The sequence below is a fragment of the Bacillus sp. B1-WWTP-T-0.5-Post-4 genome (genome assembly GCF_009183795.1).
Classification (GTDB): domain Bacteria; phylum Bacillota; class Bacilli; order Bacillales; family Bacillaceae_G; genus Bacillus_A; species Bacillus_A cereus.
Window position 1 is genome coordinate 44853 of record NZ_WEIJ01000012.1, and the last position, 15125, is coordinate 59977.

The following is a 15125-nucleotide window of genomic DNA, read 5'->3' on the forward strand; positions in this document are numbered from 1 at the left end:
TTATCAACCTTCCTTTTCTATGCTATTTGAAAATGAGACGATATGAATAAAAGGAATAACTGTTTGTAACTGCTGTAGAAGAGGAAACAGGGCTTCTTCTCCTAAATCACGCTCAATAAAAACAAATACTTCATCGTAATCATGAGGTGAAATATTATAAAAGTAATTTGTAATAGTAGAATTTTCAGGACTTGGATATGAGAAATGATTATGAATGGCGTAGTTCACATCATTTGAAACAGGATGGATAGGGCTTCTTGTTGTAGATTGATATAAAATATTTTCACCCATTTCAGCAGCAATTTTCATTGGGATATACATAAATTCACCCGTTCCGAGACAGAGTGTTCGTTTTCCCATTCTTTCTCTTTTTAAAGTTTTTCCTGCTTCTTGAGCGAAAGAATGAATGTGCTTTTGTTCATATGCTGAAATGCCAAATCGCCCAGTATATTTTATATAATTTGATGTATAGGGTGATTTTGGACAGGTAAGGGTATGCTTTTTGAAATCAGGTTTTGTTTCTTTAATTTGAATATCTGTTTTTGCAATATTTAATGGTTGGCCAGTTGTATGAATACTGCCTTCTAATAAAGAAATAACATGAATCTTAATTTGAAGTTCTTCTTCTAATTGTTTAAATTGTTTTCTATTAGTATGAGAACGCCAGTCTAATAAAGAAGCAATTATATATTCTTCTCGTGGGAATTTATTTTGAATAGATCTAATAATATTTAATGCTGTTTTTCCTGTTGTCATCTCATCATCTACGAGAACAATCGGGTTGTTGTTTTGAAAAAAGCTTTCATCTACATAACAACGGTGCGATGTTGCATGAGAATGTTCTTCCTCAAATGTAATGACAGATTCTAGGTGGGGTATCGATTCCCTAGTTGTATGCACATACTTTGCATTTTGAAAGCATTGAAACATAGAATGACCAAGTGCTGTCGCTGTTTCAGCGAATCCGATGAACAAAACTTCTTCTTGCAGAGGATATTGATAACGAAATACTTCCTCTGGGATTTCATCAATTTCTAATGAAATGAGATTTAAAATTTCTTTTTGAAATGGATGAGAAATATTATGTAGTATTTCCAAATATCTTGCAGCGAGAGCAACTCCACTTGATAGAGAGACTGCAGGTTTAATAGGAAGATGCTTTCCAAGGATTGTACTCACAAATAAAAAACTACGTTTCTTATTTATTCTCGCAGCCATTTGAAAAAGATTGTCTAGCGCTAAATTATATGGATTATCACGTACTTCTACATGGACTTGTATATTATTTAAAACGTTATACGTGTTGCTTTGCGTTTGTAATAAGGAGATCGGTGAATTGTTTGTTTTCATGTAGCACCCCGTAAATATTAGATTTTAAAATGGTTTTGCGAGCCCAGCTATAATGAGGTTTTACTTCATTCATTTTGTTAGAAAAACTGCTTTTTAGCACTCCATTATACGTATCTGCATTTTGTAAAATTGATCTCGCATCTAAATAATCTTCCATTGTGACAATGTGCATTGCCTGTACAACTTTAATATGAGATGGGTGAATAACTGTCTTTCCGATTAAGCCATTTGCATGGTCAAGTGATACCTCTTGAATAAGCCCTTCTTCATGATCATTAGAAAAATATTCCCATACACATCCTGAAATAATATATTCATTTGTTGCCCTTGAGAAAACGTTAATAATGTCTGAAATACAATCACGGACAACAGTAATATGATAGATAGGTGTGTATTTATTGCGCCGAATACTAAATATACTTGAAAAATCAGTAGCACCAATACGTACATTTAAGATGTAATCGTGATAAGAATCTAGTAAATCCTTTATTTGTAATAATGATTCTGCCCGTGTTTCCTTATATATAATTTCGGGTGATTCTAAAATCGGCATGCCATATAGCGATAATGAGTATAACTCGTTTATATATGCAAGCTGATCGATATAAGTCTTTCCGTTAATCGGTGTGAATTTTGGAAAGACAAAACCACATAAACAATGAACAGCACTACCTAATTCAGTAACAATTGTCTTCATTTGACTTGGCTGTCGAACTCTAATAAAAAGAAGTGGGATGTCTGCTTGGTTTAGTATGTTGGCACTGACTAAGTTAGCGATTTGCTGTATTTGAACGACGATGTTTTGCTCTGCAAGTTTTACTTCCTCATCGCTGATAGCGTCCTCTAGACAAAGAATAATTGAGGTAGCATCCACATGTTTCTTTCTAATTATATCTTCCGCAATCGTTTCTTTCGTGCCGGGAGTATATAGTGTGGCACCTAGTGCGTAAGCTAGTTGTTCTTTCCCTATATTTTTTGAAAAACTAAGAGGTTCTTTATAGAAAAAATTTTGCCGTTCTTCCGAGGAGAGATAAGAAAAGTAATTCAAATTGTCACCACCTTATTTGTAATGATTCTGTTTAATCGTAACATAATAAGAAAAATCTTCCATAAAAATAAAGCGAGAAATTAAAAAATATATTGAGAAAGATGAATTATAAGATGAATATCGAATATTGTTAATAGAAATATAATAGGGGGAAAGAGAAAGTGGATATACATAAGTTAACAGAGGAAGAAGCAAATGAGATAAATACTTGGACGTACGAGGAACCTTATAGTTTATATAGTTTTTCAGGCGAGAAAGAAGTAATAGAAGAGCTATTAGATGGAACGTATTATGGCTGTTGTGACGATCAAGGAGAGTTCATCGGCTATTTTTGTTTTGGAGAAAATGCACAAGTACCAGGTGGAAGAGATGCTAATTTATATGGTGGAGAAGATGTGATTGATATCGGACTTGGCATGAAGCCGGCGTTAACTGGGAAGGGAATAGGGAAAGAATTCTTCCAAGCTGGAATAGCGTTTGCCACGAAAGAGTTTAATGCAAAAATGTTTCGATTAAGCGTAGCAACATTTAATAGAAGAGCGATTACGTTATATAAAAATATCGGATTTAAACAAGGGACTATTTTTTTGAGTCGCGGAAGAGAATTTATGCTTATGGAATACGAAAGGCCGTCAGCATGAAACTGACGGCCTAGAAAACATTATTATTCTGAGTGCTCAGCTCGGTGCGCTAAACGGCTTGAAGCTGCGGCAGCAATTCCGCCAACGATATCGTCAAGGAATGTGTGCACTTTTCCAGTTGATTTATCATTTAAGTATTCTAAAATACCAGGTTTTAATTTATCAATATATCCAAAGTTCGTGAAACCGATAGAGCCGTACACGTTCACGATAGAAAGTGCGATAACTTCATCAATTCCGTATAAGCCTTCATCACGTTTTACAATATCTTGTAACGGTTCACTTAGCATTCCCTTTTCAGCAAGGACATCAAGCTCGATACCAGTAATCAGTGCGTTTTGTACTTCACGTTTTGATAGTACACGTTCTACATTGTAACGGCATTCTGACATCTCTAAATTTGGATGATATTTTTTTTGAAGAAAATGAACAAGTTCAGCAATATCGTCAATTGTTACACCACGTTCTTGTAATAGTTGTAATGCTCTTTCTTGTAGTTGATTTGATTCTTTCATGTTTATCACCTTTTTTTCTTTTTAGTATTTGTATACGTTTCGTTGCTTTATCCTGTGCATAGGAATGAAAGGCGAGCACAAGCTCATATATATAAAGAAAAACCATAGGTGGCGACTGCGATGATTCAGCATATTTATGAGCATTATCACATGCATGTTAAAGAATTAATCCCCCTTGGCCCCTATAAAAGCTTTTGGATTCGCAACAAAATTTATGTACTTGTTCCAATTGGAGAAATGGAGGAAGAAGTACTTGTAGAGATGAAAAAGCTCAGTGACTATATGAACCAGCAAGGGGATATAACTGTAGCGACTTTCGTTCCAACTATACACGGCTACTATGTAAGTGAGATAGAAGAACAAAATTACTGCTTATTAAAAGGTATGCGAGCGTTAGAACGACATGCTACGTCATTAGGAAGTGAACTTTCTATATTCCATAAACGAGGTGCATTCTTTCCAGAAGAAATCGAGCAATTAAGCCGCATTGGTGAATGGAAAGCGTTATGGGAAAAGAGACTCGATCAGTTAGAAAAGTTTTGGCAATCACAAGTGATGAACCACCCTACAGACGTATTCGATCAATTGTTTATTGAATCCTTCCCGTATTACTTAGGAGTTGCAGAAAATGCCATTCAATATGTTGTTGATACAGAAATGGATGATACGCCGCAACTAACGGATGCAGCGACAATTTGCCAAGAACGATTCACACCTTTATTATGGCATCAAACGAAGCGTCTCAAACTTCCTTTTGATTGGGTGTATGATCACCCAACTCGAGATATAGCAGAATGGATTCGCTATATGATGATTGAAAAAAAGAAAGACTGGGATCAAACAATCGTTCAATTTGTTACAGATTATGAACGAAATTACTCGCTGTCCTCATTTGGTTGGCGCTTATTATTTGCAAGGCTCCTGTTCCCGCTTCACTATTTTGAAACGGTCGAACGATATTACCAAACTGGAAACGAAGAACAAAAAAGCATATATAGAGATCGCTTAGAAGCCATTTTACACGATGTGAACCGCTCAGAGCAATTTATGAAGCACTTTTATGGCTCACTTCGTTTACCAGTAGATAAGCTCGGGATTAGAAAATTAGATTGGTTATCTTAAAAATATAAAAAAGAGACCGAGTGAGGTCTCTTTTTTATATACCACAATTTTATGTAATACATTATGCCCCTACCTGTTGATCTGTACATATATTTAAAACGAATTGATGCCTTTCGAGCTTTTCATTTACTTTACCCAATAATTCTTGCTGGATTTCTTTAAATAAAAATTGATAGCTTGTATTCCATGTTGGTATAACGGATGAAAGGCCTAATAAATACTCTTTTTTCTTTTCTAGTTCTTGGATTGTTACAAAAGTGTTCCCCATTTTTGGCATCTGTCGTCCCCCTATGTTTTTTTACTGTATATGTGTGAACGATTCACTATATAGTATTAATTATCGCATTTTTTGAGAAGGATTTCCAATTTTGTTTTATGATGTTAACGGATAAATGTGATTTGAATAAAAAAAGGAGACCAAATTTGGTCTCCTTTTAGCAAGTGACTTTGAACGAGCCGCTTCCGCTTTTAGATTAATATCCAGCTCCAGCGGCTAAAATGTTCGGTGGCTTCGCTTCTTCCGCCGAGGCAAAAAGCGCCTCTATGTCAGAAGCTCCATCCCCCTCACATTTTGAACGAGCCGCTTCCGCTTTTAATTAATATCCAGCTCCAGCGGCTAGAACAGTCGGCCATTTCGCGCCTTCCTGTGAGGCAAAAAGCGCCTCTTCGTCAGGAGCTCCAATGACCTCCTGTTCTGAACGAGCCGCTTCCGCTTTTAATTAAAATACTTGTTCTACTTCGATAACGCCTGGTACTTCTTCAAGTAACGCGCGCTCGATACCAGCTTTTAGTGTGATTGTAGAACTTGGGCAGCTTCCGCAAGCACCCATAAGGCGTAATTTTACGATACCTTCTTCAATGTCTACTAATTCAACGTCTCCGCCATCGCGAAGTAAGAATGGACGTAATTTATCTAATACTTCTAATACTTGTTCTTGCATATGTGGGTTTTCCATTTTTATCGACTCCTTTCATCAGTTTTATTATAATCAAGATAGAGGGGAAAATCTATTTTTTCTCTTCTTGTTTTATTGTCGAAATATTGTATCGTGTTTTTTCAGTATAGGGGTATGGAATAAGTTTGTAAAATGATGTGCTTATGTAATAAGACATCTGAATATACTGTTGGAACAAGAAGTGGGGGAGAAGAAATGGTTAATGTGCAAGTGTATGGGACGAAAGTAATTTGTGCGAGCTGCGTCGGAATGCCATCTTCAACAGAAACGTTTGAATGGTTACAAGCGGCAATTGGTCGTAAATATGAAGGACAAGAAAATAAATTTAATTTCGAGTATATTGATTTCCAAGAAGAACAAGAAGATGAAGATAAAAAAGCATTCGCAGAGCGCGTAGTGGAAGAAGATTTATTTTATCCGGTCGTTCTTGTAAATGGAGAAATTGTTGGAGAAGGAAATCCTCGTTTGAAGGATGTTTACGAAGAAATCGAGAAATATTTATAAAACAAGAAGTCTTTGCGAATTTGCAAAGGCTTTTTTATTGGAGGGATAGATATGAAAAATGGAGTGAAGCATGGGTTACCAACGGAAGTACAAAAGTTAATGGAGCGGTACACAGTAGAATTAAAAGAAATTTTTTTGGATGAAAAAATAGTCGGGGTATATATTTACGGATCCATCGCACTAGGTGCATTTCATAAGGAAACGAGCGATGTTGATTTTGTTACAGTGATAAATGATTCCGTGAATGAAGCTGAAAAACAGCAGCTTGTGGAACTACATAATAAACTTAGTGATAATACGCTAGGTAAAAGAATGGACGGTATGTATATTCCGCTTGCTGACTTAGGGAAATACAATGATGAAATGAACGAGTACGTGTATTGTGCAGATGGTAAAGCTAATGTTGGTCATTGGGACATTAATGCGGTCACATGGTGGACGTTGAAAAATCAAGGCATTACAGTTACAGGAAAAGAAGCAGAAGATCTTCCGCTGCAAATAAAATGGAATGATGTAGTAAATACAATGAAATATAACGTAGAACAGTACTGGAGTGAAAAGGCGAAGAAGCCATATTTATTTTTTATAGAAGAGTGGGTAGAATCAGCTGTCGTTACGATGGGACGTATTTTATATACACTAGATCATAAAACAATCGTTTCAAAAGATAGAGGATTGCAATACTTGTCAGAACGTTCAGCGGAAGAGTGGGAGCTCTTATTAAAAGAAGTAGCGAGAATACGGCACAATCCAAAAGAAAAGCGAATGCTCTCAAGGTGGAGAAGAGCAGATATGACGAAGAGGTATTTACTGCATTTAATTGAGACGTGTAGAGAGAAATGGTAGGGAAGAAAATGGACAATACAGTGGGGTGTATTGTCTTTTCTTATGTTTTATTTGGTATATAGTGGTTAAAAAGGTTTAATTATACTGGGGAGATAGGATGAATATAGAATTAGTTACATATGAAGAAAAGAATGAACAAATGAGTATGCGCCAAGTAATTAGCATTCTAGTAATTATTTTTGGGGTCATGCATGGAATTGGTTTTTTGAACCTTTTATATGATTCTTCCTTATACCCATGGTATGTAGATCATCTTATTCCATCTTTCACGTTTTGTATGATTATCGTAATGTATGCACCGGCAAGAAATTGCTGCTTACATTTAATAAAATCATTACAATTCAATAATTTTAAACATTATGTAACGATAGTAATGACAACGATTGTAATGCTTATGTATCTTGCGGTATTAAATGTAGTTTTACCACATGGGCTTGGTGTGGATGAATCTAATATAGTAATAGAACCTACTACAAGTGAAATCATTCTATACGTAGTTGTGCTCACAATTTTTGCGCCTATTTGGGAGGAAATTGTATTTCGAGGTATGTTTTTTATGAAATTATCTCAGCGCTTCTCTACACTTACTAGTGCCGTTATAAGTGCTTTCATATTTAGTTTTGGCCATCCCCTTACAGTAGGTAGTATTTTATATATTTTGGGTATGGGTATATGTTTAGCATACACATATAAGAAAACAAAGAATTTACTCGTTCCAATTGGGATTCATTTATTAAATAATTCGTTTTATTTATTATTGAATTTTCAACCATAAAAAGGCCCCTTTTTGAAAAGGGCGTCTTTCGTATTTTGTAGTAAGTAGAAAGGGCTTTATACGCATTGTGTAGAGGCAAGGTAATACAAAATATAAATAGTTTCATGTGAAACATTTTTATTATCAAATATACAAAATGATTAACTTAGTGTATTAAACGTATCATTCATAAGTATTCTAATATATTTAAAAGTAAAATGAAATAAGAAACGGATAATTGTCGGAATATATTCGATTTCCGTTCACTTTTATGAAATATGTGTACTTTTTGTTAGATTCCTTCATTTTGTCCATATACAATAAATGTATATAGAAATAAGAAAAGGATGATGTACGTGAAGGACACGGTTTTACAAGAAACGATTTCTCCACAAGAATTACATAAAGTTGTTCAAAAGAATACAGCTTATTATGACTTTAAGTGGGGTAAAGTAGAAAATCCAGCGCAAGGGAATACATGGAATTGGGTAGCCTTTTTCTTCCCAACTTTTTGGTTAGCTTATCGTAAAATGTATAAGTTATTTATTATATTTGCGTTATTGGCTATACCTAGTATAGTTATACCCCCTTTTATAGATATTCCAGATGGGATTTATGTAACATTTAGTTTAGCTCTTCAATTAGGAATGATGATATTTACTGGATGGCAAGGAAACCGTTTATATTATAAGCAGGCTGTTCGTGTTTTTCGTAAGGGAGAAGATGCGTCTGATCATGAGAAGGCGTATTTCTTACAATCAAAGGGCGGCGTGAGTATTGCTGGTATGATTGGTTTACAGATTATAGTCGGGATTGTGTATGGATTAGCTGCGTTCGGGCTGTCCTTTTTACCAACTGAGCCGAATATTAAAAACGTTGTTCGTTCAAGTGGCGAAGGGGTTACTTTAGAGATTATGACTGATAATCCAACTTGGAAGTTTGTGAAGAAAGAACAAGATTATGACGTAGTAGAGTTTACTGGTTATGATTATACAGAGAAGAAAAACGTGAAAATTAAATTTGCTGTTTATTTCGATGAAGATGATTTCGAGTGGCAAGAGGTATATGAAAATAATAAGAAGTTAAGTGAAGAAGAAGTAGAAGAATATCAAATTTACATTGAAGAAAATAATTGGGGTTTCTAGAGGGAACTCGTTCATTTTGAAAAGAAGAATCTTGTGAAGGTTCTTCTTTTGTTTATTAGGGGGAGAGAAATAATTTCAGCAGTAATAGAAGCTCTAATAGGATCGATTAGTTTAAGTACGGGTTTACACACGAAAAAGATTGATGCTAACATACGTTACTTGCAGCAGTATGAATGGTTTCGAATGATATATGAAGACGAAAAGTATCGAAAGTTATTTATTACGAACTACAAAGTTCGCTCATATTTACAAAGTAAGCTAAGAGTTCGATTGCTTGTAAAAAATAAAAATGCACAACGAAGATTTTTAAAATTAGTAGAAGAGCAAATAGAAAAACGGCATACAAATTGAAATTTTGTAAAATACAATAAAAAATGAGAATTTGAGGTAGGCTTGTCAATAACGTGAGACTATGGCACTATAAAGAAATGCTATACAAATTTTATTTATCGAGATGTAAACATCAACTTTGATTTTTACGTATAAATAATGAACGGAGGAAATGAATTTATGGCTACTTTACCAAATTGTCCAAAATGTAATTCAGAATATACGTATGAGGATGGCGTTCTTTTCGTATGTCCAGAATGTGCTCATGAGTGGGGCCAAGACGCAGAAGCTGAAAATAATGATGGTGCAAAAGTTGTAAAAGATGCGAACGGAAACGTTCTTCAAGACGGCGATGCTGTTACTGTTATTAAAGATTTAAAAGTAAAAGGAACTTCTTCAGTTGTGAAGATCGGTACGAAAGTAAAGAGTATCCGTCTAGTTGATGGCGATCACGATATCGATTGCAAAATTGACGGCTTCGGAGCTATGAAGTTAAAATCACAGTTCGTTAAGAAGGCGTAAGTAAATAGAAGAGGAGGCGAATAGCCTCCTCTTTTTATTATGTCACTTTTTGTCGGTAAATCGATATTTCGTACAAAATCGTTGATATATTCTGAGTTATGATAGATATATTTGAAAAATCGTTGATATATTGCAAGTTATGATAGATATATTGAAAAAATCGTTAATATAATTTCATTCATCGTGAACTACGCACGATTCACCGTGCACCATAGTCAATTTCTTTCAATTGACATCGCTTATTAAAGAACGTTTTATATCCAAGCTGTAAAAAGATAATGACAGAAAAGGCAGTACTTCCAGAAATACCGAGTATGATGGCGATTTGATATTGAATGGCTGTGAATGGTGATACACCGGATAATATTTGACCAGTCATCATGCCTGGTAAGCTTATAATTCCCATTCCGACCATAGAATTAATTGTTGGTAAAATAGCAGAGTCGAAAGCGTCTCGAATGAGCGGAGCAGCTGCTTCTTTCGGTGTTGCGCCGAGCATAAGTGCACCTTCAATTTGACCTCTTTGCGATTTCATATTGTTTAAGAACGTATTTGCGCCGAGAGAAACACCAGTCATGGCATTCCCAACTAACATTCCTGTAATAGGGACGATATATTGCGGAGCATACCACGGATCATGTCCGATAATAACAAAGATAAATAGTAGAAGTGGCCCAATTGATCCGGCGACCATGGAAAGGGCGGCTACTCGTTTTAATTCTTTAGACATTGGGATGTTAACTCGTTTATAAATATTAAAAATTGCAAAGGTAGTAATAGAAGTAATGAGAGCAATTGTATAAAATGGATTACTGTTTTCAAATACGTATGTAAGGACATATGCAACAAGTACGAGCTGAATCGTCATACGGAATGTTGCGAGCGCGATTTGTTTTTCGCGAGGTATTCCTTTTAATTTTACAAGTCCAATTAAAATAAGAATGAAAATATAGGCAGCTGCAAGTTGCCAAATTTGGAGTTCAATAACGCCCTTCAACAGAGAGCACTTCCTTTCTAGTTGCACCGTTTGCTTTACTAATCTCAATAATGTCGTCTGCAATTTCTTCTGGAAGTTGTTGTGAGTGTGTGATGAAGATAATTGTTTTTTTCTTTTTTCGTGCTAGTTCAGTAAATTGTTTCATAACGCGGCGTTCTGTATCACTGTCTAATGCTGAAGTAGGTTCATCTAATAAATAGACAGGCGGATCCATAAGTACGATACGTGCAAAGGCAAGTCTTTGTTTTTCACCGCCAGATAGTGAGGAGGCGCTATTTTCTAATTGCTTGTCTAAGCTAACGGTTTGTAATGCACTCCGCAGGGCATCATCATTTGGAAATGGTTTTTCAGAAAGACGAAGTCCCATTAATAGGTTGTCTTTAACGGTTCCATCAAAAATAGGTGGAGTTTGCCCAAGCATAACTACGTCACGACGTAATTGAATAGGGTGATAATCAGAAATTAATTTTCCGTTATATTCAATTGTGCCGGATGTTGGAGATTGTAAATCGTTTAACATGCGAAGCAACGTGCTTTTTCCGCTTCCGCTTTCACCGATAATGCAAGTAATCTTTTCTTTTTGAATCTGTAAATAAGGAATGTATAGTATATCTTTATATATAACGTTTTTTAATGTAAACATAAATCGCTCCTTTCTGATTTTAGTTATATCGTATCAAAAAAGAGAAGATAACGGTTATAAAGAGCAACGTTTTTTCTTCGTCTTGAGTTTTATTAATAAGTTAAGTAAACGATCTAATTCTTGGCTGAAAGAAATCACTTTATCATGAGTCAATCCGTATCGTTCAACGAGATAGATTAACTCTTTCTTTTTCGCTTCTATTCGATTGTTTAGTTTCGATAAGTTCATAAGTGGAATGTAATGCCTCCTACAAAAGTATTTATCACATAAAAAATAAGACCGAATGAATTCGGTCTTCAAGGAAATAATAAAACAACTTACAAATAGCATACAATGTTTATCAATATTTTTTAATATAAAAATGAAAAATAAATCATTATAAATATTGAGAAAGATGTGTCTGATAATTTTTAAAAACTGATGCAAAGAGGCTGCCTACATAGTAGACAGCCTGTAAAGTATTAACCTTTATGATATTTGTACATCCAAAGAAGACCAGATTTTAATAATCTCGGTACACGTCCCATTAATGGTTGGTTTGCGAGTAAACCGAATCCATGCTTCTTACCAAGAGATCCTAGAACACCTTTTAATTTAATAACAGGTAGTTCATCCGGGAGTGGTTCATTATTCCAACGTTTTAATAATATTTGGACAATTTGTTCTCCTTGACCTTCAGCAAGTTGGGCAGATGGTGCATGTGGAAGTGCTGCGCAATCTCCTACAACGTAAACGTGCTCATTGTTTGGAATATTGTGATATTTCGTTAAGACAACCCGTCCGCTACCATCTTGTTCAACTGGAAGGTTTCGAACAACTTCATTTGCTTGAATACCAGCTGTCCAGACGATTGCATCACATTCAAGTGGTTCATCGTGGTTGTACACAATATTTGGTTCTACTTTTGTAATGTTAGAGTTTCGTATAATGTTAACTTTATGCTTTACAAACCATTCTTCTACATATCTACTTAATTTCTCTGGATATGGGAATAAAATTCTATCTTTTCGATCAAATAAATAGATTTTTAAATCAGAACGGCTTTCACGAAGTTCACTTGCTACTTCAACGCCACTTAAGCCAGCACCAACAACAGCTACTGTTGCATTTGGTTCTAGACTATTTAATTGTTCATATGTTTTACGTGTTTGTTCAATTGATTGTAGACTATGTGTATATTCCCTAGCCCCAGGAACGTTATGATATTTATCTTCACAGCCAAGTCCGATAATTAAGTCATCATATTGGATTGCTTCGCCGCCATCGAGATGAACAGCTTTTTCTTCGAGGTCAATATTTGTTACTGTGCCGTATTGAATATTGAGGCGTGGGTGTTCAGGAAACGGTATACGAATATGCGTTTCTGAAATAGTACCCGCAACTAATGCATAATATTCAGTTTTGAAGCAATGATATGGTACTTTGTCGATTAATGTCACTTGTACATCATCTGGAAGTTGGTTGCTTGGAAGTAGCCTTTGCAGAATTCTCATTCCACCGTAGCCGCCACCTAGTATTACGAGGTGTTTCATGATGGATTACCCCTTTTCTGTTGAAATATCCCCTAATCATAAAATTTTATATTAATAAAATATTTTGACTTTACTCAATCAAATTATATCGAATTTGTGAACAAATAACAATGCATGAATGAATACTCTGTTGTACAATAAGAAGAAAAGTAAAATAAACTGTTTTTCCTTTGTAGTTACTATTTCATTGGAAGTAGCATGTTATATAGAAGAAGTCATCTACTTTGAAGTGAAATAATGAAGTAACTAAATAGTTTAGACTGTGTAACGAAAACAACAAGAAACAGCTTAGTTTTCTTCTTATAGATAAAGTGAAAAGGTAATTTGTTTTGTAGTACAGGGGGGAGAATTTTGATTAAACCATTAATTGAATTTTGTGTAGGTAACCTTGCAAGTGGTTCACAAGCAGCTCTAGAAAAATTAGAAAAAGATCCGAATTTAGATGTAATGGAGTATGGTTGTCTAGGATATTGTGGTATTTGTTTTGAAGGACCGTTTGCACTTGTAAATGGTGAAGTTGTACAAGGTGCAACAGTAGAAGAGCTTGTTAATAATGTATATGAGTATTTGGATGAAAATCCAATGTTTTAAGGTGTTGCGAATTAGCAGCACCTTTTTTATTAGATAAAATGTGATTTCGATTGGGAAGGGCTAATACTAATTATTAGCTCTCCCCAATCGAAAATAGTGGAATAAATAAAAAAAGGCCCTTTTTAGAAGGGCTTTTTTCTTACACAAATTGTGTAAGAGTGGCTCATCGCCAAACGTTGTCAAATATGAGAAACGGGGGACATTCATATTGTGTTCTAAAAGCATGCATTTTATACTTAACATAACAAATTATTTTTGGAGTGAATATAAATGAGCCAATTTTCTTTTACAAAAATGCATGGTCTTGGCAATAGTTATATATATGTAAATATGTTTGAAGAGCAAATTCCTGAAGAAGATTTAGCCCTTGTGGCGGAAAAGGTTTCAAATATTAATACTGGTATTGGAGCAGACGGGATGATTTTAATTTGCCCTTCAGACGTAGCTCCGGTGAAAATGCGCATGTTTAATAATGATGGTTCTGAAGGAAAGAGCTGTGGTAACGGTTTACGCTGCGTAGCGAAATATGCGTATGAGCATAAACTAGTAGAAGAAACAGTTTTTACAATTGAAACGTTGGCTGGTATTGTAACGGCTGAAGTAACAGTAGAAGATGGTGTCGTGACATTAGCGAAAATCGATATGGGAGCACCGCGTCTAACACGTGCAGAAATACCGATGCTTGGTGAAGGTGAAACACCATTTATTCGTGAAAACTTCTTATACAATAATCATCGTTATGCATTTACAGCTGTTTCAATGGGAAATCCACATGCGGTTATTTTTGTTGATGATGTAGAAAAAGCACCTCTTACAACACTTGGACCAGTCCTCGAGACACATGAAATGTTTCCAGAGCGAGTAAATGTTGAGTTTATCGAAATTTTGAATGATGACGAGATGAACTTCCGCGTTTGGGAACGTGGGTCTGGTGTAACGCAAGCTTGCGGAACAGGGGCGTGCGCTGCAGTTGTAGCTGCTATTTTAAATGGAAAGATGGAACGTGGTAAGGAAATTACAGTCCATTTAGCTGGTGGCGATTTAATGATTGCGTGGACTGAAGAAGGAAACGTGTTGATGAAAGGACCTGCGGAAGTAATTTGCCGCGGAGTGTATGAGTACAAGATAGAAGCGTAAAGATGTATAATGGACTAAGAACAGAAAGGAAGGTGTATTTCATGATTGAAGTAACAGAACAAGCAGCTTTTCAAATTAAAGATATGTTAAAAGATGCTGAAGATGGAGAGAAGTATGTGCGCCTTGCTGTACACGGCGGCGGATGTAGCGGTCTTTCTTACGGCTTAGGGTTTGAAGTAGAACCAAAAGAAGACGACACAGTTCTTGAGTTTTTCGGTGTTGAATTTGTTATCGATACAGAAAGTGCTCCAATTGTTAAAGGAGTAAAAATTGACTATAAACAATCTATGCTTGGCGGCGGATTTACAATCGACAATCCAAACGCAATCGCATCATGCGGATGTGGATCATCTTTCCGTACAGCATCGAATGCTGGTAAGCCAGAAGAGTGCTAAGTTTTTAGCCGAAATAGAAAAGGCCTTTTTAGCGATAGAATAAAATCGTTAGAAAGGTCTTTTCTTTTGCCGTAAAAGCCCGATTACCAAGGCTAAT

Annotated in this window: 20 protein-coding genes; 11 read left to right on the forward strand and 9 right to left on the reverse strand. The window is 35.5% G+C overall.

Going from position 1 to position 15125, the window contains the following annotated elements; genetic code table 11:
• Positions 1-3: 3 nt before the first annotated feature.
• Complete coding sequence (locus GBN91_RS24830) at positions 4-1350, reverse strand: phosphoribosyltransferase family protein (RefSeq protein ID WP_086385636.1); 1347 nt, start codon at positions 1348-1350, stop codon at positions 4-6.
• Positions 1295-2398, reverse strand: a complete 1104-nt coding sequence (locus GBN91_RS24835; RefSeq protein WP_088053802.1) for an HpcH/HpaI aldolase/citrate lyase family protein — start codon at positions 2396-2398, stop codon at positions 1295-1297. Before GBN91_RS24835 ends, GBN91_RS24830 begins: the two co-directional genes overlap by 56 nt.
• Positions 2399-2559: 161 nt before the next feature.
• Between GBN91_RS24835 and GBN91_RS24840 the strand changes: the two genes are divergently transcribed.
• Positions 2560-3039, forward strand: coding sequence for a GNAT family N-acetyltransferase (locus tag GBN91_RS24840; protein WP_152122583.1), 480 nt, complete (start codon positions 2560-2562; stop codon positions 3037-3039).
• A 23-nt stretch (positions 3040-3062) separates the two neighbouring features.
• On the opposite strand, the gene GBN91_RS24845 is transcribed toward GBN91_RS24840, so the two are convergent.
• Positions 3063-3554, reverse strand: a complete 492-nt coding sequence (locus GBN91_RS24845; RefSeq protein ID WP_000665103.1) for a phosphatidylglycerophosphatase A family protein — start codon at positions 3552-3554, stop codon at positions 3063-3065.
• 120 nt (positions 3555-3674) lie between these two features.
• On the opposite strand from GBN91_RS24845, the gene yutH reads away from it, so the two are divergent.
• Positions 3675-4676 carry a spore coat putative kinase YutH gene (gene yutH / locus GBN91_RS24850; RefSeq protein ID WP_000614215.1) on the forward strand — a complete coding sequence of 334 codons (1002 nt, stop codon included), beginning with the start codon at positions 3675-3677 and terminating at the stop codon, positions 4674-4676.
• Positions 4677-4737: 61 nt separating this feature from the next.
• Here yutH and GBN91_RS24855 read toward each other — a convergent pair whose 3' ends face one another.
• Together GBN91_RS24855 and GBN91_RS24860 are read right to left on the reverse strand one after the other, a co-directional pair.
• A complete protein-coding gene (locus GBN91_RS24855; RefSeq protein WP_001125507.1) occupies positions 4738-4953 on the reverse strand; it encodes a hypothetical protein in 216 nt (71 codons plus the stop codon).
• A gap of 442 nt (positions 4954-5395) precedes the next feature.
• Positions 5396-5632, reverse strand: coding sequence for a NifU family protein (locus GBN91_RS24860; protein ID WP_000431159.1), 237 nt, complete (start codon positions 5630-5632; stop codon positions 5396-5398).
• 195 nt (positions 5633-5827) lie between these two features.
• On the opposite strand from GBN91_RS24860, the gene GBN91_RS24865 reads away from it, so the two are divergent.
• From GBN91_RS24865 to phnA, 6 genes are all read left to right on the forward strand, one after another.
• A complete protein-coding gene (locus tag GBN91_RS24865) occupies positions 5828-6136 on the forward strand; it encodes a YuzD family protein (protein WP_000248590.1) in 309 nt (102 codons plus the stop codon).
• Positions 6137-6187: 51 nt separating this feature from the next.
• Positions 6188-6982, forward strand: a complete 795-nt coding sequence (locus tag GBN91_RS24870) for a nucleotidyltransferase domain-containing protein (protein WP_152122585.1) — start codon at positions 6188-6190, stop codon at positions 6980-6982.
• 97 nt (positions 6983-7079) lie between these two features.
• On the forward strand, positions 7080-7757 hold the full coding sequence (locus tag GBN91_RS24875; RefSeq protein WP_070180637.1) for a CPBP family intramembrane glutamic endopeptidase: 678 nt from the start codon (positions 7080-7082) through the stop codon (positions 7755-7757).
• Between the two features lie 326 nt (positions 7758-8083).
• Entirely contained in the window at positions 8084-8881 is a 798-nt protein-coding gene (locus GBN91_RS24880) for a DUF2628 domain-containing protein (RefSeq protein WP_152122587.1), read from the forward strand.
• Between the two features lie 69 nt (positions 8882-8950).
• Positions 8951-9232, forward strand: a complete 282-nt coding sequence (locus GBN91_RS24885; protein WP_048534699.1) for a hypothetical protein — start codon at positions 8951-8953, stop codon at positions 9230-9232.
• Positions 9233-9391: 159 nt separating this feature from the next.
• Positions 9392-9733, forward strand: a complete 342-nt coding sequence (gene phnA, locus GBN91_RS24890; RefSeq protein ID WP_000212735.1) for an alkylphosphonate utilization operon protein PhnA — start codon at positions 9392-9394, stop codon at positions 9731-9733.
• 199 nt (positions 9734-9932) lie between these two features.
• Here the strand turns inward: phnA and GBN91_RS24895 are convergent, their stop codons facing one another.
• The 4 genes from GBN91_RS24895 to GBN91_RS24910 all read right to left on the reverse strand — a co-directional run bounded on the left by GBN91_RS24895 (position 9933) and on the right by GBN91_RS24910 (position 12905).
• Positions 9933-10730, reverse strand: coding sequence for an ABC transporter permease (locus GBN91_RS24895; RefSeq protein WP_152122589.1), 798 nt, complete (start codon positions 10728-10730; stop codon positions 9933-9935).
• Entirely contained in the window at positions 10714-11373 is a 660-nt protein-coding gene (locus GBN91_RS24900; RefSeq protein WP_070179541.1) for an ABC transporter ATP-binding protein, read from the reverse strand. The genes GBN91_RS24895 and GBN91_RS24900 overlap by 17 nt, the downstream gene beginning before the upstream one ends.
• A 54-nt stretch (positions 11374-11427) precedes the next feature.
• Positions 11428-11601 (reverse strand): aspartyl-phosphate phosphatase Spo0E family protein, encoded by a 174-nt coding sequence (locus tag GBN91_RS24905; RefSeq protein ID WP_001054091.1) that lies wholly within the window; start codon positions 11599-11601, stop codon positions 11428-11430.
• A 233-nt stretch (positions 11602-11834) separates the two neighbouring features.
• Complete coding sequence (locus GBN91_RS24910) at positions 11835-12905, reverse strand: NAD(P)/FAD-dependent oxidoreductase (RefSeq protein ID WP_000682079.1); 1071 nt, start codon at positions 12903-12905, stop codon at positions 11835-11837.
• Positions 12906-13256: 351 nt separating this feature from the next.
• Here GBN91_RS24910 and GBN91_RS24915 point away from each other — a divergent pair, with 351 nt between their 5' ends.
• The 3 genes from GBN91_RS24915 to GBN91_RS24925 all read left to right on the forward strand — a co-directional run bounded on the left by GBN91_RS24915 (position 13257) and on the right by GBN91_RS24925 (position 15028).
• Complete coding sequence (locus GBN91_RS24915) at positions 13257-13496, forward strand: YuzB family protein (protein ID WP_000595026.1); 240 nt, start codon at positions 13257-13259, stop codon at positions 13494-13496.
• A gap of 270 nt (positions 13497-13766) precedes the next feature.
• Positions 13767-14633: a diaminopimelate epimerase gene (gene dapF, locus GBN91_RS24920; protein WP_000077396.1), complete on the forward strand. Its 867-nt coding sequence runs from the start codon at positions 13767-13769 to the stop codon at positions 14631-14633.
• Positions 14634-14674: 41 nt separating this feature from the next.
• On the forward strand, positions 14675-15028 hold the full coding sequence (locus GBN91_RS24925; RefSeq protein WP_000573825.1) for a HesB/IscA family protein: 354 nt from the start codon (positions 14675-14677) through the stop codon (positions 15026-15028).
• Positions 15029-15125 lie beyond the last annotated feature (97 nt).